We start from the raw sequence: 17,469 nt of genomic DNA on the forward strand, positions 1-17,469 counted from the left end.
AGAGGAGCAACTTTGTGGAGTTACTTGATGAGATTGCTTCGTTCCTCGCAATGACTAGCTTTGTGGTAAAAATCAGAAAGTTCTAATGGTTTTATTTGTTATAACTTTCTTGTTTTTTACAAAAACCTTCTAAACTTCTGTTCATTTGCTCTTTTTTCTTCCCTCTTTTCTCTAATTTCCTCAAAATTCCTTACTTTCGCACCTCGTTTAAGAAAAGGATAAAATGAGCACAAAATTTACTGAGTACAAAGGACTTGACTTGCCAACAGTAGCGTCGGAAGTTCTGGATTTTTGGAAGAAAGAAAATATATTTGAAAAGAGTGTAACTACTCGCGAAGGTGCTGAGCCTTACGTGTTTTTTGAAGGGCCACCTTCGGCAAACGGATTACCGGGAATTCACCACGTGATGGCACGTGCCATTAAAGATATTTTTTGCAGGTATAAAACCCAAAAAGGTTTTCAGGTAAAGCGTAAAGCAGGTTGGGATACTCATGGTTTGCCAGTAGAATTAGGTACTGAGAAGGAATTAGGAATTACCAAAGAAGATATCGGGAAAACCATTTCGGTAGAAGAATATAACGAAGCCTGTAAAAAAACAGTAATGCGTTATACGGACGTATGGAATGATTTGACCGAAAAAATGGGATATTGGGTAGATATGGAAGATCCGTATGTGACTTACAAACCCAAATATATGGAATCGGTTTGGTGGCTTTTGAAACAAATCTACGATAAAGGTTTGTTGTACAAAGGATATACAATTCAGCCCTATTCTCCAAAAGCAGGAACAGGATTATCTTCTCACGAAGTAAACCAGCCAGGAGCTTACAGAGATGTTACAGATACTACAATTGTAGCGCAGTTTAAAACTTTGCCAGAAACGCTTCCGGGTTTTTTACAAGGATTTGGAGATATTCATATTTTGGCCTGGACGACAACACCTTGGACATTACCTTCGAATACAGCGTTGACAGTTGGGCCAAAAATCGATTACGTTTTAGTGAAAACTTTCAATCAATATACATTCGAAGCTGTAAATGTTGTTTTGGCTAAAAATCTAGTTGGAAAACAATTCGGAAAAGGATTTTTCGCAAGCGAAGATGATGCTGATTTTGACAAAGTAAAAAATGGCGACAAACAACTTCCGTACAAAATATTGGCAGAAGCAAAAGGAGCAGATTTAGTTGATATTCGTTATGAGCAATTATTGCCATACGCTTTACCATACCAAAATCCTGAAAACGCATTTAGAGTAATTACAGGAGATTTCGTTACCACCGAAGACGGAACGGGAGTGGTACATACCGCACCCACTTTTGGTGCTGATGATGCTAAAGTAGCAAAAGAAGCTAAGCCGGAAGTGCCACCAATGTTGGTTTTAGACGAAAATGGAACTGCAGTTCCATTGGTAGATTTACAAGGAAAATTCACTTCTCACATGGGAGAATTGGCTGGTAAATATGTTAAAAACGAATATTATGATGCTGGACAAGCGCCAGAGCGTTCTGTTGATGTTGAAATTGCTATTCGATTAAAAGAAGAAAATAAGGCTTTTAAAGTTGAAAAATACGTACACAGTTACCCACACAGCTGGAGAACTGATGAGCCGTTATTGTATTATCCGTTAGATTCCTGGTTCATCAAAGTAACTGATGTAAAAGATAGAATGTTCGATTTGAACGAAACTATCAATTGGAAACCAAAATCTACTGGTGAAGGACGTTTTGGGAATTGGTTAAAAAATGCCAATGACTGGAACTTATCCCGTTCTAGATATTGGGGGATTCCGTTGCCAATTTGGAGAACGGAGGACAAAAAAGAAGAAGTGCTGATTGGTTCTGTTGAAGAATTGTACAATGCGATCGAAAAATCTATCGAAGCTGGTTTTCAAAAAGAAAACCCATTCAAAGGTTTTGAAATCGGAAATATGGAGGAATCTAACTATGATTTAATCGATTTGCATAAAAATGTAGTGGATGAAATCACTTTAGTTTCGGCTTCAGGACAGCCCATGAAACGCGAAAGTGATTTAATTGATGTTTGGTTTGATTCCGGAGCAATGCCGTATGCACAATGGCATTATCCTTTTGAAAACAAAGATAAAATTGACGAGAACAAAGATTTCCCTGCGAATTTCATCGCCGAAGGTGTCGATCAAACCCGTGGATGGTTTTATACATTACACGCTATCGGAACGTTAGTTTTTGATAAAGTAGCTTATAAAAATGTAGTTTCGAATGGTTTGGTTTTGGATAAAAACGGACAAAAAATGTCGAAACGTTTAGGAAACGCGACAGATCCTTTTGAAACCATTGCTGAATACGGTCCAGATGCCACGCGTTGGTACATGATTTCGAATGCAAATCCTTGGGATAACCTGAAATTTGACATTGAAGGAATTGCTGAGGTGCGTCGTAAATTCTTTGGAACTTTATACAACACTTATTCTTTCTTTTCATTGTATGCTAATATCGACGGATTCAAATATGATGAAGCCGAAGTGCCTTTGAATGAAAGACCAGAAATTGACCGTTGGATTTTATCCGAATTACATACTTTAATCAAATTAGTTGATGAAGCTTATGCGGATTATGAGCCTACGAGAGCTGCTCGTGCCATTTCTGATTTCGTTCAGGAAAACCTGAGCAACTGGTACGTTCGTTTGTGTCGCCGTCGTTTTTGGAAAGGTGAATATGCTCAGGATAAAATCGCTGCTTACCAAACTTTATATACTTGCTTGTTAACGATAAGTAAATTGAGTGCTCCGATAGCTCCGTTCTTTATGGACAAGCTTTACAGAGACTTAACTTTGGCAACACAATCGGAAAAATTTGATAGTGTACATTTGGCGAAATTTCCAAAATACGTTGAAAACTTTGTTGATAAATCGTTAGAGAGCAAAATGCAGAAAGCACAGACCATTTCATCACTAGTTTTATCACTGCGTAAGAAGGAGATGATTAAGGTGCGTCAACCGTTGAAAAAGGTAATGATTCCAGTACTTGACGAGAAACAAAGAGTTGAAATTGAAGCCGTTTCTGAGCTAATAAAAGCAGAGGTAAACGTGAAAGAAATCGAACTTTTAGACGATGCTTCGGGAGTATTGGTGAAACAAATTAAGCCTAATTTTAAAGCACTTGGGCCGCGTTTTGGTAAAGATATGGGATTGATTTCCAAAGAGATACAATCTTTTTCTCCAGACCAAATTAATCAATTGGATAAGGAAGGAAGTATAAATATTGTTATTGCAGGAAAAGACGTAACTTTATCATTAGCCGATGTAGAGATAACTTCTCAGGATATTGAGGGTTGGCTTGTTGCCAATTCTAATGGAATTACCGTTGCGCTTGACATCACAATTTCGGAAGAATTGAAAAAAGAAGGAATTGCAAGAGAGTTGGTAAACCGAATTCAGAACATCAGAAAAGATTCTGGATTTGAAGTAACCGATAAGATTAAAGTCTATTTGCAAAACAATGCTGTTTTAGAAGCAGCTGTTAATGAGAATAACGCTTACATTAAATCAGAAACCTTAACGGAAGAGTTAGTTTTTGAGGAAAAAATGGAAAGTGGCACAGAAATTGAATTTGATGACATTAAAACTAAAATAACGATTACTAAATAACATTGATTATGGTAGATGAAGCAACACGATACTCAGACGCCGACTTGGCAGAGTTCAAAGAGATAATCCAAAAGAAAATTGAAAAAGCACAAGCTGATTTAGATTTGATAAAAAGCGCTTATATGAATGATTTGAACAATGGTACCGATGATACATCACCAACATTCAAAGCTTTTGAAGAAGGTAGCGAAACCATGTCTAAAGAAGCGAACTCTCAATTAGCTATTCGTCAGGAAAAATTCATACGCGATTTAAAGAATGCTTTATTCCGTGTAGAGAACAAAACGTACGGGATTTGTAAAGTAACAGGTAAATTAATTGGTAAAGAAAGATTAAAAATTGTTCCTCATGCTACAATGAGTATCGAGGCTAAAAATCTTCAACGATAATAATTAAAATTTCAATCTTTAAATTCCAAATTCCAATCTTAATTTTAAAATTATTGGAATTTGGAATTTAATTTTTTATAAATTACCTATTTTTGCGCACTTAAATTTTTTAAAATGTCATTAACAAAAGCCTATCTGCTTATCTTCATTGTATTACTAGTAGATCAGATTTCTAAAATATACGTAAAAACTAATTTTATATTAGGAGAGGAAGTTGAGGTTTTCAATTGGTTTAAAATTCATTTTATTGAAAATGAAGGAATGGCTTGGGGAACACAAATTCCAGGAACTTACGGAAAATTGTTTCTTACCTTGTTTCGATTAGTGGCTGTGGGTGGAATTGGATATTGGTTGTGGGATTCTATAGAAAGAAAACACAGTTCTAATTATTTAATTGTAGCCATCGCTTTAATTCTGGCAGGAGCATTCGGAAACATTATTGACTCGGTTTTTTATGGGGTAATTTTTGACGATAGTAGTTCGCAATTAGCCACCTTGTTTTCAGATCAGCCTTACGGCAAATATTTTCATGGAAAAGTAGTCGATATGTTTTACTTCCCATTTTGGCATGGAAACCTTCCTAGTTGGTTACCTGTTTGGGGCGGAAGAGATTTTACTTTTTTTAATGCTATTTTTAATGTTGCCGATATGGCTATTTCAACAGGAGTTGGGATTTTAATTGTTTTCAACAAGCAAGCGTTTCATAATAAAGAGGCATAAATTTAGTTATACAAAACATAAAAAAGAAAGACCTATTTCGTCGTGAAATAGGTCTTTCTTTTTTTAGGATTACTTGTTTTGTCCTGGAGCATAACGTTTGGCGCTTTTTGCACCAGTAATTTTTTTGGCTTGTCCTGGTGGAAGTGCTTTTGATTTAGAATTTGTACTTCTGGTTCCAATTCCGACAGCGCAATTGGATAAAGAGATAGAAAATATGGCAATCAAAATAATTGTAATACATCTTGGATTTTGAATCTTTTTCATAACTATTATGGGGTTTTGTGTGCTACGAAGGTATAGATTTAAATTGAGATTAATTTTTAAGTTTAAAAATGATAAATTTTATTCGGTGTAACGCAATAATCCAATTGCATATCGCCTTCGTGAACATCATCTATTATTTCTTCGGCTTCAAAGAAGGAAAGCCCTATTTTAATCGTTTCGACCTGGCATTCGCTTAAAAATTTATCATAAAAACCTTTGCCATAACCCACGCGATGCCCTTTTTTATCAAAGGCTAAAAGAGGAACAAAAACTACTTCTATTTTTTTTGATGGCACTTCTATTCCGTCCACGGGTTCAGGAATATTGTATTGGTTTTTTTTAATTTTGGTATTATCGGTTAAAAGATAATGCGTCATTTCCCGCGTTTCAAAATTAGATTTCGAAATGAGAATTTCTTTGTCTTTTCCTGAAAGAAGATGTAAAATTAATTCGGTGTCTACTTCCTGGTATTCTTCAATGGGTAAAAAGATATGAAAGTAGTTTTTGTCCCAAATATCGAGTTGTAGCAGTTGGTTGCTTATACCTAAACTCATTTCTTCTCTTTCATTTTCTGAAAGTTGCTTTCGCAGTGTTTTGTATTTTAGGCGTAATTCTTTTTTAGTGTTGCTCATTAACTAAGGTGTTTGAAATATGATAAATAGCATCTCCTTGGTAAACAATAGGCGAATGATTGGCATTAATAATATAGCCGTCATTTGGTGCTTTTACTTTTCGTTCAAATTTACCAAACGGATCAGTAATAGTAGCGAGTACCATTCCTTTTTTGACAAATGTGCCAATGCTATTCGAATTGTGTAATAAACCCGAATGGTTGGCTCTAATCCAGGTTGATCTTGTGATATAGATGCTATTTTCTTTGCTTTTAGTTGCGGTGTGTTTGGGATTAAGCATGTCCAGATGTTCTAAAAAACGTTTTACACCTTCTAGACCAATATTTGCAATTTCATTATTAATGTCCAATGATTTTCCTCCTTCAAAAAGCAACATTTTCACATTGGATTTTTGACAGGCATTTCTAAACGAACCCGCAATGTTTTTAGAATATAAAGTAAAAGGAGCATTAAAAACATCGGCTAAGGTCTTAAGCGCTTCATTGTTGGGTTCAAGGCGTATTTGCGGAGCATTAAATCGACTGGCTCCTCCGGCATGAAAATCGACTGCGTAATCAACAATAGGCATTATTTCAGTTAAGATGTGATGTGCAAATTGGCTAGCGAGCGAACCTTTTTTACTTCCTGGAAAAACCCGGTTTAAATCTCTGCCGTCTGGAAACTCTCTGGATTTATTAATAAAACCAAACATATTAATAATAGGAATACAAATGATAGTTCCTTTTTTAGGTTTATTAATCTTCTTAGTGATGATTTGGCGTACAATTTCCGTTCCGTTGATTTCATCGCCATGAATTCCTGCTGAAAATAATACTACAGGACCATCAATTTTAGAACGCTGAATGATTATTGGGATTTTTAACTTGGCAGAGTTGTGCAGCTTAGCAATTTCCATATCAATGGTTTTGCTTTCGCCAGCTAAAATAGTCTCTCCTAGAATTGTAATTGGTTTTGTGTTTCGCATTGCAGAATTAAAAAGCTAAAAGTAGAAATTAAATTGCTGCATCATTTTAAAAATTGCTAATTATTTCAAACTCTTTAGTTTTATCTTTTTTCTCAGAAACTGAATTTAAAAACTGCTCTAACTCCAGAGTCAATGGCAATTGATTTTGATTGTTCCAAAAATCTTTAGAATAAGGGAATTTAGCTCTAAAAATATCGTTATAGATTACAAAATTAGACTTTATTTTTTCGTTTGTGGGGCTGTTTGTAGCAAAGAAATCCATAGTGAAATCATAATAGATATTCTTTTTAGATTCTTTATAGACTAACATTTCCACTTGATTATCAATTTTTATATTGCTGGGATAATATTTGTTGGATTTTGAATCTTTAGTAAATTGGGTAAATTTTGTCCATTTGGTTGTTCTGTATTCCTCTTTTGAAAGCAGTATTTTTTTATAAGGAATTTTTTCAGGATCATCGATTAATGTGAGTGAATATTCTACTACTGCATAATCTTTACGGTTAATAATAAAATAGCCTGTCCAAATTTGACCTGATTGGACTCTTTCATTCGTTTTAAATATTATTTTCTTAAAATTGTTATCATTAAAAGGTATTTCTACAAAATTGCATTTTTCAATTTGAGGAACGATGATGTGGAATAAACCATCAAAATCTGGAAATTGAAAATGAATTTTATCCTTTTTTTCAAAAAGACTCGTTTTTCTCATATTCAAAATTTCAATAGTTAAATTGTTTTTTAGACTTGCATTTTTGTTTTTTCGAGCATAAATATCTTGTAAAAGAATGTTGACTTGGTCTTTTTTAAATACGTTTCTTAAAAAAAAGTTTAGAGTATAATTTTGAAGAAGATTATCTTGAAATTTGTCATATACCTTTTTCATAAATGCTTCCGTATTGCTTATCACTACTTCTCGCAATTCAAAGGTTTTAATTTCCATGAAAATAGTATCTTTCTCATTCTTTAGTTTTTCAAAGGTGGTTTTAATCTTATTATAACCCAATAGGTTCAAATTGATTTCATTTTGTTGAGAAACAAAAAGAAATTTCCCTTCTGAGTTTGTTATTGAGTTGTCATTTTCATTAGAAATTATTACATTTTCTAAGGGCGCTTTAGTGTTTTTATCGACAACTAGTTTCTGAATTTGAAAGTTTTGTGCGTACGAAAATGAGCAAATAAAAATGATTTGCAATGCTATTATATATTTCATGGTTTTATCATCAGTATTAAAAATAGCTTTTAGTTTTTTTGCTAATATATCAATTTTTCTTGTTAAAATAATAAATAATGAAATAGCTGTTTACGTTTTGTCTTCTAATTTCTTTTACCATAAAGGCATAAAAATCATTTTGGTTTAGGAGAGTGTTATGACATTAGTTATTCTGTTTTATCCCAATCGTTTAGATATAACGTCACTTTATATTTGATTTGATTTAATTTTTATTGAGTTAGTATGGGATAAAAGACGGTATTATTTGTAAATTTGGAAAAATGAAAAATTAGTATTTATTTACTGCAACAGACTAATTTTCAGAAGATTTTTTAAAATGATTAAGCCAAATTTAGATCTGCAAATACAAACGCTCCCCGATGGTCCCGGAGTTTATCAATATTATGATAAGGAAGGTAAAATCTTGTATGTAGGTAAAGCCAAGAATTTAAAAAAACGAGTTTCGTCTTATTTTAATAAAATTCATGATACGGCCAAAACTAATGTGCTGGTTAAGAAAATTGTAACCATAAAACACATTGTGGTTCCTACGGAGACTGATGCACTTTTGTTAGAAAATAATTTGATAAAAACACTTCAGCCGCGCTACAATGTATTGTTGCGGGATGATAAAAGTTATCCCTGGATTTGTATTAAGAAAGAACCTTTTTCGAGAATATTTTCTACCCGAAGAATGGTCAAAGATGGTTCGGAATATTTTGGACCTTATACCAGTTTTAAAACGGTTCATACTATTTTAGATTTAATTAAAGAATTGTATCCGCTTCGAACTTGTAATTATGATTTAAGCGAATCCAATATTGAAAGTGGCAAGTTTAAGGTTTGTCTCGAATTTCATATTGGAAACTGTAAAGGCCCTTGTGAAGGCTACGAATCATTAGAAGAATATCAAAAACAAGTCAACGCCATCCGAGAAATTCTGAAAGGAAATTTCAAAGAAAGTATGAAGGATTTCAAGAAATTGATGATGGATTTGGCACAGCAAATGCATTTTGAAGAAGCGCAAAAAATAAAAGAAAAAATAGAAGTTTTAGAAAATTACCAATCGCGTTCTACGATTGTAAATCCTAAAATCACCAATATTGATGTGTTTTCTATTGTTTCTGACGAAAGTGCTGCTTATGTCAATTTTTTACAAATTTCTCACGGTTCGATTATTCGTTCGCATACTATGGAAATCAAGAAAAAATTAGACGAAACGGATGAAGAATTATTAGAATTAGCGGTAATAGAATTGAGAGAACGATTCCAGTTATTATCGAAAGAAGTCATTGTGCCTTTTGCAGTTGATTTAGGTGAAAATATAAAAGTCACCGTTCCGCAATTAGGCGATAAAAAGCAAATTTTGGATTTGTCTGTTCGAAATGCAAAATTTTATCGCATCGAACAATTGAAACAATTACAAATTGTAGATCCTGATAGACATACTAATAGAATTATGGCACAAATGCAAAAAGATTTGCGTTTGCCTGTGGAGCCAAGGCATATTGAGTGTTTTGATAATTCGAATATTCAGGGAACCAATCCAGTTTCGGCCTGTGTGGTTTTTAAAGATGGAAAACCAAGTAAGAAAGATTACCGTCACTTTAATATAAAAACGGTAGAAGGTCCTGATGATTTTGCGTCGATGGAAGAAGTAGTGTATCGTCGTTACAAACGCTTGTTAGACGAAGAACAGCCTTTACCGCAATTAATTATTATTGATGGAGGAAAAGGGCAATTGTCATCGGCATTGAAAAGTATTGATGAGTTAGGTTTGCGAGGGAAAATTAGCATTATTGGTATTGCCAAAAGATTAGAAGAATTATTTTATCCGGGTGATTCGGTTCCGTTATATCTGGACAAAAAATCAGAAACGTTGAAAGTAATTCAGCAATTGCGAAATGAAGCGCATCGTTTCGGAATTACACATCATAGGGATAAAAGAAGCAAAGCTGCATTGAATTCTTCGATAGAATCCATTCCGGGAATTGGCGAAAAAACCATGTTGACTTTAATTCAGCATTTTAAAAGTGTTAAAAGATTGAAATTGGCAACAGAAAAAGAGATTTCGGACGTTGTAGGAGTATCAAAAGCCAAAAAAATTACCGATTTTTACAAAGCCACAACACATTGATTTGATTGTAAGCATTTAATGTTTAAAATGAAGACTATTTTATGAAAAAATATATCCTTTTTTTACTTGTTTTTTTTAGTGGCTTGACTGTGTTTTCCCAGAAAAAAGACAGACCAAAAATTGGATTGGTTTTAAGTGGTGGCGGTGCAAAAGGTTTTGCTCATATTGGTGTTCTTAAAGTTATTGAAGAGGCTGGAATTAAGATTGATTACATCGGCGGAACCAGTATGGGAGCGGTAGTGGGTGGTTTGTATGCTTCGGGTTATAATGCAGCACAGCTAGATTCTATTTTTAATGAAACCGATTTTGATGAACTTTTAAGTGATTATATTCCGAGGGAAACAAAGAATTTTTATGAAAAAAGAAACGATGAGGTTTATGCACTCGTTTTGCCTTTCAACAAATACAAAATCGGAATTCCTGATGCGCTTTCTAAGGGTTTGTATAACTTTAATTTATTAAGCCGAATTACCAGAAATGTTAGGCATGTGAGCGATTTTAATAAACTCCCTATTCCGTTTTTATGTATTGGTTCAGATATTGAAACTGGAGAACAAGTGGTTCTAAACAAAGGAAATTTGGCTCGAGCCATGATTGCAAGTTCTGCTTTTCCATCGTTATTTTCTCCTGTAGAATATCAAGATCGGTTTTTAGTTGATGGAGGAGTGGTTAATAATTACCCAATCGACGAAATAAGAAAACTAGGTGCTGATATTATTATTGGTGTCGATGTGCAAAATGATTTATTGGACAGAAAAGGACTTAATGATGCTACAAAAATTTTAGTCCAAATTACCAATCTTCATTCTATTGATAAAATGAAGGAGAATGTTTTAAAAACGGATATTTACATTCGACCGGATATTAAAAATTATGGGGTAATGTCTTTTGATAAAGGCAAGGAAATTGTGGCTAAGGGAGAAGAAGCTGCTTTTTCGGTTTTTGAACGATTGAAACAACTGGGAGTTAAATCTAATAATTATAAAAAGCCAAGACTTAAAAATCCTGTAGATAGTTTACAAATTGTGAATATCAATTGCAATAGACTAAACAATTATACTAAGGATTATATCTATGGAAAACTGCAGTTTAAACCCGATACTAAAATTAGTTATGGGCAATTGCAAAAAGGAATCAATAATTTAAATGCAACAGAGAATTTTAGCGCAATTGATTATTATTTTGAAAAAAATGATGAAAATGTCGATTTGAATTTGAATTTAAAAGAGAATCCTACGGATACTTATTTAAAATTCGGGTTGCATTATGACGGACTTTATAAGAGCGCTGTCTTAGTCAATATGACGCACAAGAAGAATTTTTTTAAAAATGATGTGGCTTCTCTGGATGTTATTTTAGGGGATAATTTCAGGTATAATTTTGATTATTACATTGAAAACGGTTATAATATTAGCCTTGGATTTAAATCCTATTTGAATAAGTTTAACCGAAATGTTCAGGGACAAATAACTAATTTGGATTTTGAAGATTTAGGAGTTAATACCTTAAATGTAGATTTGTTTGATTTGACTAATGAAATGTATTTTCAAACCATGTTTGCACACCGTTTCTTAATTGGTGGTGGTTTAGAATATAAATATTTGAACATTAAATCGAGTACTTTGGCTAATGCCGATCCTATTATAGACAAAAGTGACTATGTAAGTATTTTTGCCCGCTTGAATTATGATTCTATGGATGATAAATTTTTCCCTAGAAAAGGCTGGTATTTTTCTGGAGATATTCACTCCTATTTGTATTCTTCAGATTATACTAAGGAATTTGAACCGTTTTCAATTGCTAAGGCTAATTTTGGAGTGGCATTTCAATTATTCAAATCAGCAACAGTAAAACTGCAATCTGAAGCTGGATTTTCAATGGGTGAGAAAAGTGTACCTTTTTTTAATTTTATTCTGGGAGGATTTGGATATAATGTTTCCAATAATTTCAGTCATTTTTATGGTTATGATTTTCTGAGTATAGGAGGTAATAGTTACATCAAGTCTTCGATAAATCTGGATTACGAAATTTTCAAAAAGAATCATATTAATATTACGGCTAATTATGCGAATATTGGAGAAGATATTTTTCAAACTATAGATTGGATTTCAATTCCTAAATTTTCTGGTTATGCAGTGGGTTATGGATTAGAAACTGCGATAGGTCCAATTGAAATAAAACGCAGTTGGTCTCCAGAAACGCATAGTGGCTATACTTGGTTTAGTGTAGGATTTCCGTTCTAATTTTCGAAAAAAATAAAAGAAATAAAAATTTTTTAAAGTTAAAAAGGAGCTATTTTTTAGAAAAATTCAAGCGATTTTAATGTTAAAAAAAGTCTTTCAGTCAAAAATGAAAGACTTTTTTATTTTTCAAATAAAACGAAAATTATCACTTTAATTTTTTATCACTACTTTTTTTATGATATGTAAAAAAAAACACGTTTTCTTCAGAATCTTATTTTAAAATTTTGTTAAACTGCATTTTTACTATAGAAATCGCATTTTCTTGCCGTATCTTTGTCATATCAAAACAAAAGGGGTGGTTTCCTTTTGGTTTTATATAAATTTAATAATTTATAATTTTTTGGTTGGTTAATAGCATAAAAACTCAGTCATTATTTGACTGAGTTTTTTTGTTTTAATATATTTGGAACAAAATTTGCAAGTTTGAATCAATAAAACAATTAAAGTAAATTATGAAAAAAATAATCCTACTCTTATTATTGATTTTAACCGTAAGTTTCGACTCTTCTCAAGAAGATGCTTATGATGTAGGCGAATGGTTTAAATTTCGAATTCACTACGGATTTGTTAATGCTGGATATGCTACACTTGAAGTTAAAGATGCAACCTTACATAATAAAAAAGTTTTTCACGTTGTAGGTAAAGGTTACACTACTGGTGTGTCTCGCTTTTTTTTCAAAGTAGTTGATGTTTATGAAAGTTATATTGATAAAAATTCTGGTAATCCTTATCAATTTGTTCGAAATATAAACGAGGGAGGTTATACTAAAAATCAAGAAGGTTTCTTTAATCAATCATCAAATAGAATTACGGTAAAAGATCATAAAAGAAAAACCGAAAAAACTTTTGTAATTCCTGATAATACTCAGGACATCTTGTCCACTTTCTATTATCTTCGAAATCATCCTACAATTGATAAAATTAAGCCAGGAGAATATATCACTATTGATATGTTTTTTGATGACGAAACCACAAAATTTAAGTTAAAGTTTATGGGACGCGAGAATATTACAACTAAATTTGGCGTCGTGTCTACAATGATTTTTAGACCTTTAGTACAATCAGGACGTGTTTTTAAAGAACAAGAGAGTTTAACCGTTTGGGTTTCAGACGATGAAAACAGATTGCCAATACGCATCAAGGCCGATTTAGCTGTAGGTTCACTCAAGGCCGATTTGGATGCTTTCAAAGGATTGAAAGGTCCATTTAAAATAAAAAAGAAGTAATGAATATTAATGAGAATACAGCAGGTATTTTAAAAGAAATAGAGCAAAAATACGAATCCATCAATCAAAAAACGGATACGCAATTAGAAGGCTTACTTTGGTCAAAACCCACTACTTATTGGGATTATATCCAAACTGATGCGTTGTTGAATTTACAAATTCAAAGAACCGTATTGCCTGATGAAATGGTCTTTATTCTCTATCATCAAACTAACGAATTAATATTCAAAATGATACTTTGGGAGATGAACCAAATTTCCAGTTCCCAAAATATTCAAGCCGATTTTTTCATCGACAGACTTACACGCGTTAGTCGTTATTTTGATATGCTTACTACTTCATTTACCATTATGGAGAATGGTATGGATGTAGATCAGTACATGAAATTTAGAAATACACTTACTCCAGCCAGCGGTTTTCAAAGTGCACAATACCGTTTAATTGAATTTTGTGCTACCGATTTAGTTAATTTAATTGATAGTCGTTTTAGAGCTTCTTTTGATTATACTATTTCGAATGAAAATGCGTTTGAAATTTTGTATTGGCAAGCAGCTGGGAAAGATTATCAAACTGGAAAAAAATCGTATACCTTAGAGGTTTTCGAAAAAAAATACAAAGCCACTTTTTTAAATTATATGGAAGAGTATAAAACCATCAATATTTGGCAAAAATACAAACAACTTCCTGTTCAAGATCAAGAGACTCCAGCTTTAAGAGAAGCTATGCGTCATTTTGATTACACTGTAAATATCACTTGGGTAATGCAGCATCTAAATGTTGCCATTAAGTATATTGATCAAAGCGGTATGGGCGATGGTGAAGCAACAGGCGGAAGCGATTGGCGTAAATACATGCATCCAAAATATCAAAAAAGAATATTTTTTCCAGAATTATGGAGTGCAGCTGAATTGGCTAATTGGGGACAAGAATAATAAAAAATAAAGTAGAATTGAAAAATAGATAAAGTTTGAAGTACCTATTAACGTTTATAATTGCATTAACCTTAGTAATTTCCTGTAAAGATTCCGACAAAGAGCCTGTAAAAAAAGCAGTCGTTAAGAAAATAAATCCTAAGAAAGATCATTCTGATTTTGGATTTAATTTTGCCGACTATAATGTGGTTCAGGATACCGTTAAAAGAGGGGATACTTTTGGAACAATTTTAAACAAACAAAATATTGGAGATCGAAAAATTCATGAAATTGTAAACAGTATTAGAGATACGTTTGATGTACGCAGTATTCGACCAAATAGGACTTTTACAATGTTACGTTCTAAAAATAAAACCAATAAGCTTCAGGTTTTTATTTATCAACCCAATGATTTAAGTTATTATATTTTTGACCTTCGCGATTCGGCGGTAGTGGCTCGTAAAAAAGTAAGACCAGTTACAATTAAACGAAGAGTAATTACAGGAGTTTTAAAAGGATCCTTATCAGAAACTTTATCAAATTCAGGTGTTGAACCTAATCTGGCCAATAGAATTACAAAAATTTATTCCTGGTCCATTGACTTTTTTAAATTAAAAAAAGGAGATCGATTTGGTATTGCTTTTAATGAACGTTATATCAATGATTCGATTTATAATGGAGTTGCTGATATTGAAGGCGCTTTTTTTGAATACAAAGGTAAAATTATGTATGCTTTTCCATTTGTACAAAACCAATCTTCAGGAAAAGTAGAATATTATGATGAAGAGGGAAAAACAATGAAAAACCTTTTCTTGAAATCGCCTATTAAATTTAGCCGAATTACTTCCCGATTTACTGCCAGTAGATTTCATCCAGTACAACATAAATGGAAAGCACACAAAGGAACTGATTATGCAGCTCCCACCGGAACACCTATTATGACTACGGCTACTGGAGTTGTGGAAAGAACAGGTTATACTGCGGGTAATGGAAACTATGTAAAAGTAAAACACAACGGAACTTATTCTACACAATATTTACACATGTCAAAAATTCTGGTTAGACGTGGTCAGCATGTAAATCAAGGAGATGTCATTGGTCGGGTAGGAAGCACAGGTTTAGCTACAGGACCTCATGTTTGTTATCGTTTTTGGAAAAATGGTGTTCAGGTAGATGCCTTAAGATTAAAACTGCCAACGGGAACAACTATGGAAAGTAGCAACAAGTCAAAATTCCTAAAGAAAATAGAGCCTTTAAAACGAGAATTAGACAGCATCGGAAATTTATAATCAAAAAAATAAGGCGTTTTTAATTCGAAATAAAACAGGAAAAGCAATAGGATTCCCATTGTTTTTCCTGTTTTATTATTGAGATATAGCTCATATCTCTTCTGCTTTTACAACTAATTTCATTATTTTTACGACCAAATCTTAAAATACTAAAAACAAAAATATAAATGGCTTTAAGTACTCTAAACCCAACGGAAACAGCTTCTTGGAAGAAGCTCGAAAAACATTTTGACCAATTGCAAAATGTTTCTATGCAGGAAATGTTTAAGCAAGACGCTTCAAGAGCAGAAAAATTCAGCATTTTGTGGAATGATTTTTTAATTGATTATTCTAAAAATATAGTGAATCAGGAAACAATGACTTTGTTGCTTGAGTTAGCTAATGAAATGGGATTGAAAGATGGAATTCAGGATTATTTTGGGGGAGGAATAATCAATCAAACAGAAAACAGAGCAGTGCTTCATACGGCATTAAGAGCTATGGAATCGGCTGTGATTAATGTAAACGGAGTGAATGTAATTCCAGAAGTTTATGAAGTAAAAAATAAAATTAAAGGTTTTACTAATGAGGTTACTTCAGGAAAAAGAACGGGTTATACTGGAAAAGCTTTTACTGATGTAGTTAATATTGGTATTGGCGGTTCTGATTTAGGACCAGCAATGGTTGTAGAAGCTTTGCAATATTATAAAAACAATTTGAATGTTCATTTTGTTTCTAATGTTGATGGAGATCATGTGAATGAAATCATTAAAAAACTAAATCCGGAAACGACTCTTTTTGTAATTGTTTCCAAAACTTTTACGACTCAGGAGACTTTAACCAATTCTGAAACTATTAGAAAATGGTTTTTACAGTCGGCATCGCAGGAAGATGTAGCCAAGCATTTTGTGGCAGTTTCTACTAATTTACAAAAAGTAACTGAATTCGGAATCAATCCTGACAATGTTTTTCCAATGTGGGACTGGGTTGGAGGACGTTTTTCGCTTTGGAGTGCCGTAGGTTTGTCTATCAGTTTGGCTGTTGGTTTTGATAATTTTGAAGAATTATTAAATGGAGCAAATGAAATGGATGAACATTTTAAAACAGCTGATTTTAATCAAAACATTCCAGTAGTTTTAGCTTTATTAAGCGTTTGGTATAATAATTTCTTTGGAGCGGAGAGTGAAGCTTTAATTCCGTATACTCAATATTTACAAAAATTAGCACCTTACTTACAACAAGGAACAATGGAAAGTAATGGTAAAAGTGTAGGTCGTGACGGTAAAGCGGTCAATTATCAAACGGGAACAATTATTTGGGGAGAACCAGGAACCAATGCACAACATGCTTTTTTTCAATTAATTCACCAAGGAACGAAATTGATTCCAACTGATTTTATTGGTTACGTTCAACCTTTGTATGGCGATAATAACCATCATGATAAGTTGATGTCTAACTTTTTTGCACAAACAGAAGCTTTATTGAACGGAAAAGAAGAAACTAAAGTTCAGGCAGAATTTGACAAACAAGGATTATCGGCTGAAGCGGCTGCGTTTCTTTTGCCATTTAAAGTTTTTGCTGGAAACAAACCTACAAATACGTTCTTGATTCAAAAATTAACACCTAAATCTTTGGGTTCATTGATTGCTGCATACGAACACAAGATTTTTGTTCAAGGATTTATCTGGAATATTTTTAGTTACGATCAATGGGGAGTGGAACTTGGAAAACAATTAGCTAATTCTATTCTGGACGAAATCAACTCGAATGAAGTGAAAAATCACGACAGTTCTACGGCTTCTTTATTGGGTCATTTTTTAAGAAATAAATAACATTTTGCTGTTTTTAGTTAAGTATTTGATTTTCAATTGCTATTA

General features: G+C 32.9%; 13 protein-coding genes. 9 read left to right on the top strand and 4 right to left on the bottom strand.

Features of this window, described 5'->3' with window-relative positions; translation table 11 throughout:
- The first annotated feature begins 223 nt into the window (after window positions 1-223).
- The 3 genes from ileS to AAGV33_RS14110 all read left to right on the top strand — a co-directional run bounded on the left by ileS (window position 224) and on the right by AAGV33_RS14110 (window position 4,734).
- A complete protein-coding gene (gene ileS, locus AAGV33_RS14100) occupies window positions 224-3,625 on the top strand; it encodes an isoleucine--tRNA ligase (protein WP_373392804.1) in 3,402 nt (1,133 codons plus the stop codon).
- Window positions 3,626-3,633: 8 nt separating this feature from the next.
- Window positions 3,634-4,014, top strand: coding sequence for a TraR/DksA family transcriptional regulator (locus tag AAGV33_RS14105; RefSeq protein ID WP_161642048.1), 381 nt, complete (start codon window positions 3,634-3,636; stop codon window positions 4,012-4,014).
- A gap of 114 nt (window positions 4,015-4,128) precedes the next feature.
- A complete protein-coding gene (locus tag AAGV33_RS14110) occupies window positions 4,129-4,734 on the top strand; it encodes a lipoprotein signal peptidase (protein ID WP_373392806.1) in 606 nt (201 codons plus the stop codon).
- A gap of 69 nt (window positions 4,735-4,803) precedes the next feature.
- Here the strand turns inward: AAGV33_RS14110 and AAGV33_RS14115 are convergent, their stop codons facing one another.
- The 4 genes from AAGV33_RS14115 to AAGV33_RS14130 form a co-directional block, all read right to left on the bottom strand.
- Window positions 4,804-4,998 (bottom strand): hypothetical protein, encoded by a 195-nt coding sequence (locus tag AAGV33_RS14115; RefSeq protein WP_373392807.1) that lies wholly within the window; start codon window positions 4,996-4,998, stop codon window positions 4,804-4,806.
- 62 nt (window positions 4,999-5,060) lie between these two features.
- Window positions 5,061-5,630 carry a 5-formyltetrahydrofolate cyclo-ligase gene (locus AAGV33_RS14120; protein ID WP_373392808.1) on the bottom strand — a complete coding sequence of 190 codons (570 nt, stop codon included), beginning with the start codon at window positions 5,628-5,630 and terminating at the stop codon, window positions 5,061-5,063.
- Window positions 5,617-6,594: a succinylglutamate desuccinylase/aspartoacylase family protein gene (locus tag AAGV33_RS14125; RefSeq protein ID WP_373392810.1), complete on the bottom strand. Its 978-nt coding sequence runs from the start codon at window positions 6,592-6,594 to the stop codon at window positions 5,617-5,619. The genes AAGV33_RS14120 and AAGV33_RS14125 overlap by 14 nt, the downstream gene beginning before the upstream one ends.
- A gap of 46 nt (window positions 6,595-6,640) precedes the next feature.
- Window positions 6,641-7,807, bottom strand: coding sequence for a peptidase associated/transthyretin-like domain-containing protein (locus AAGV33_RS14130; protein ID WP_373392812.1), 1,167 nt, complete (start codon window positions 7,805-7,807; stop codon window positions 6,641-6,643).
- Window positions 7,808-8,144: 337 nt separating this feature from the next.
- On the opposite strand from AAGV33_RS14130, the gene uvrC reads away from it, so the two are divergent.
- The 6 genes from uvrC to pgi all read left to right on the top strand — a co-directional run bounded on the left by uvrC (window position 8,145) and on the right by pgi (window position 17,424).
- Entirely contained in the window at window positions 8,145-9,944 is a 1,800-nt protein-coding gene (gene uvrC, locus AAGV33_RS14135; protein ID WP_373392814.1) for an excinuclease ABC subunit UvrC, read from the top strand.
- Between the two features lie 41 nt (window positions 9,945-9,985).
- A complete protein-coding gene (locus tag AAGV33_RS14140; protein ID WP_373392816.1) occupies window positions 9,986-12,187 on the top strand; it encodes a patatin-like phospholipase family protein in 2,202 nt (733 codons plus the stop codon).
- A 452-nt stretch (window positions 12,188-12,639) separates the two neighbouring features.
- Window positions 12,640-13,413 (top strand): DUF3108 domain-containing protein, encoded by a 774-nt coding sequence (locus AAGV33_RS14145; protein ID WP_373392817.1) that lies wholly within the window; start codon window positions 12,640-12,642, stop codon window positions 13,411-13,413.
- Entirely contained in the window at window positions 13,413-14,345 is a 933-nt protein-coding gene (locus AAGV33_RS14150) for a tryptophan 2,3-dioxygenase family protein (RefSeq protein ID WP_373392819.1), read from the top strand. The genes AAGV33_RS14145 and AAGV33_RS14150 overlap by 1 nt, the downstream gene beginning before the upstream one ends.
- A gap of 35 nt (window positions 14,346-14,380) precedes the next feature.
- Complete coding sequence (locus AAGV33_RS14155) at window positions 14,381-15,613, top strand: peptidoglycan DD-metalloendopeptidase family protein (protein WP_373392820.1); 1,233 nt, start codon at window positions 14,381-14,383, stop codon at window positions 15,611-15,613.
- A 167-nt stretch (window positions 15,614-15,780) separates the two neighbouring features.
- Window positions 15,781-17,424: a glucose-6-phosphate isomerase gene (gene pgi, locus AAGV33_RS14160; RefSeq protein WP_373392822.1), complete on the top strand. Its 1,644-nt coding sequence runs from the start codon at window positions 15,781-15,783 to the stop codon at window positions 17,422-17,424.
- Window positions 17,425-17,469: the final 45 nt, after the last annotated feature.

It is taken from the genome of Flavobacterium magnesitis (assembly GCF_041729735.1).
Lineage (GTDB): Bacteria > Bacteroidota > Bacteroidia > Flavobacteriales > Flavobacteriaceae > Flavobacterium > Flavobacterium magnesitis.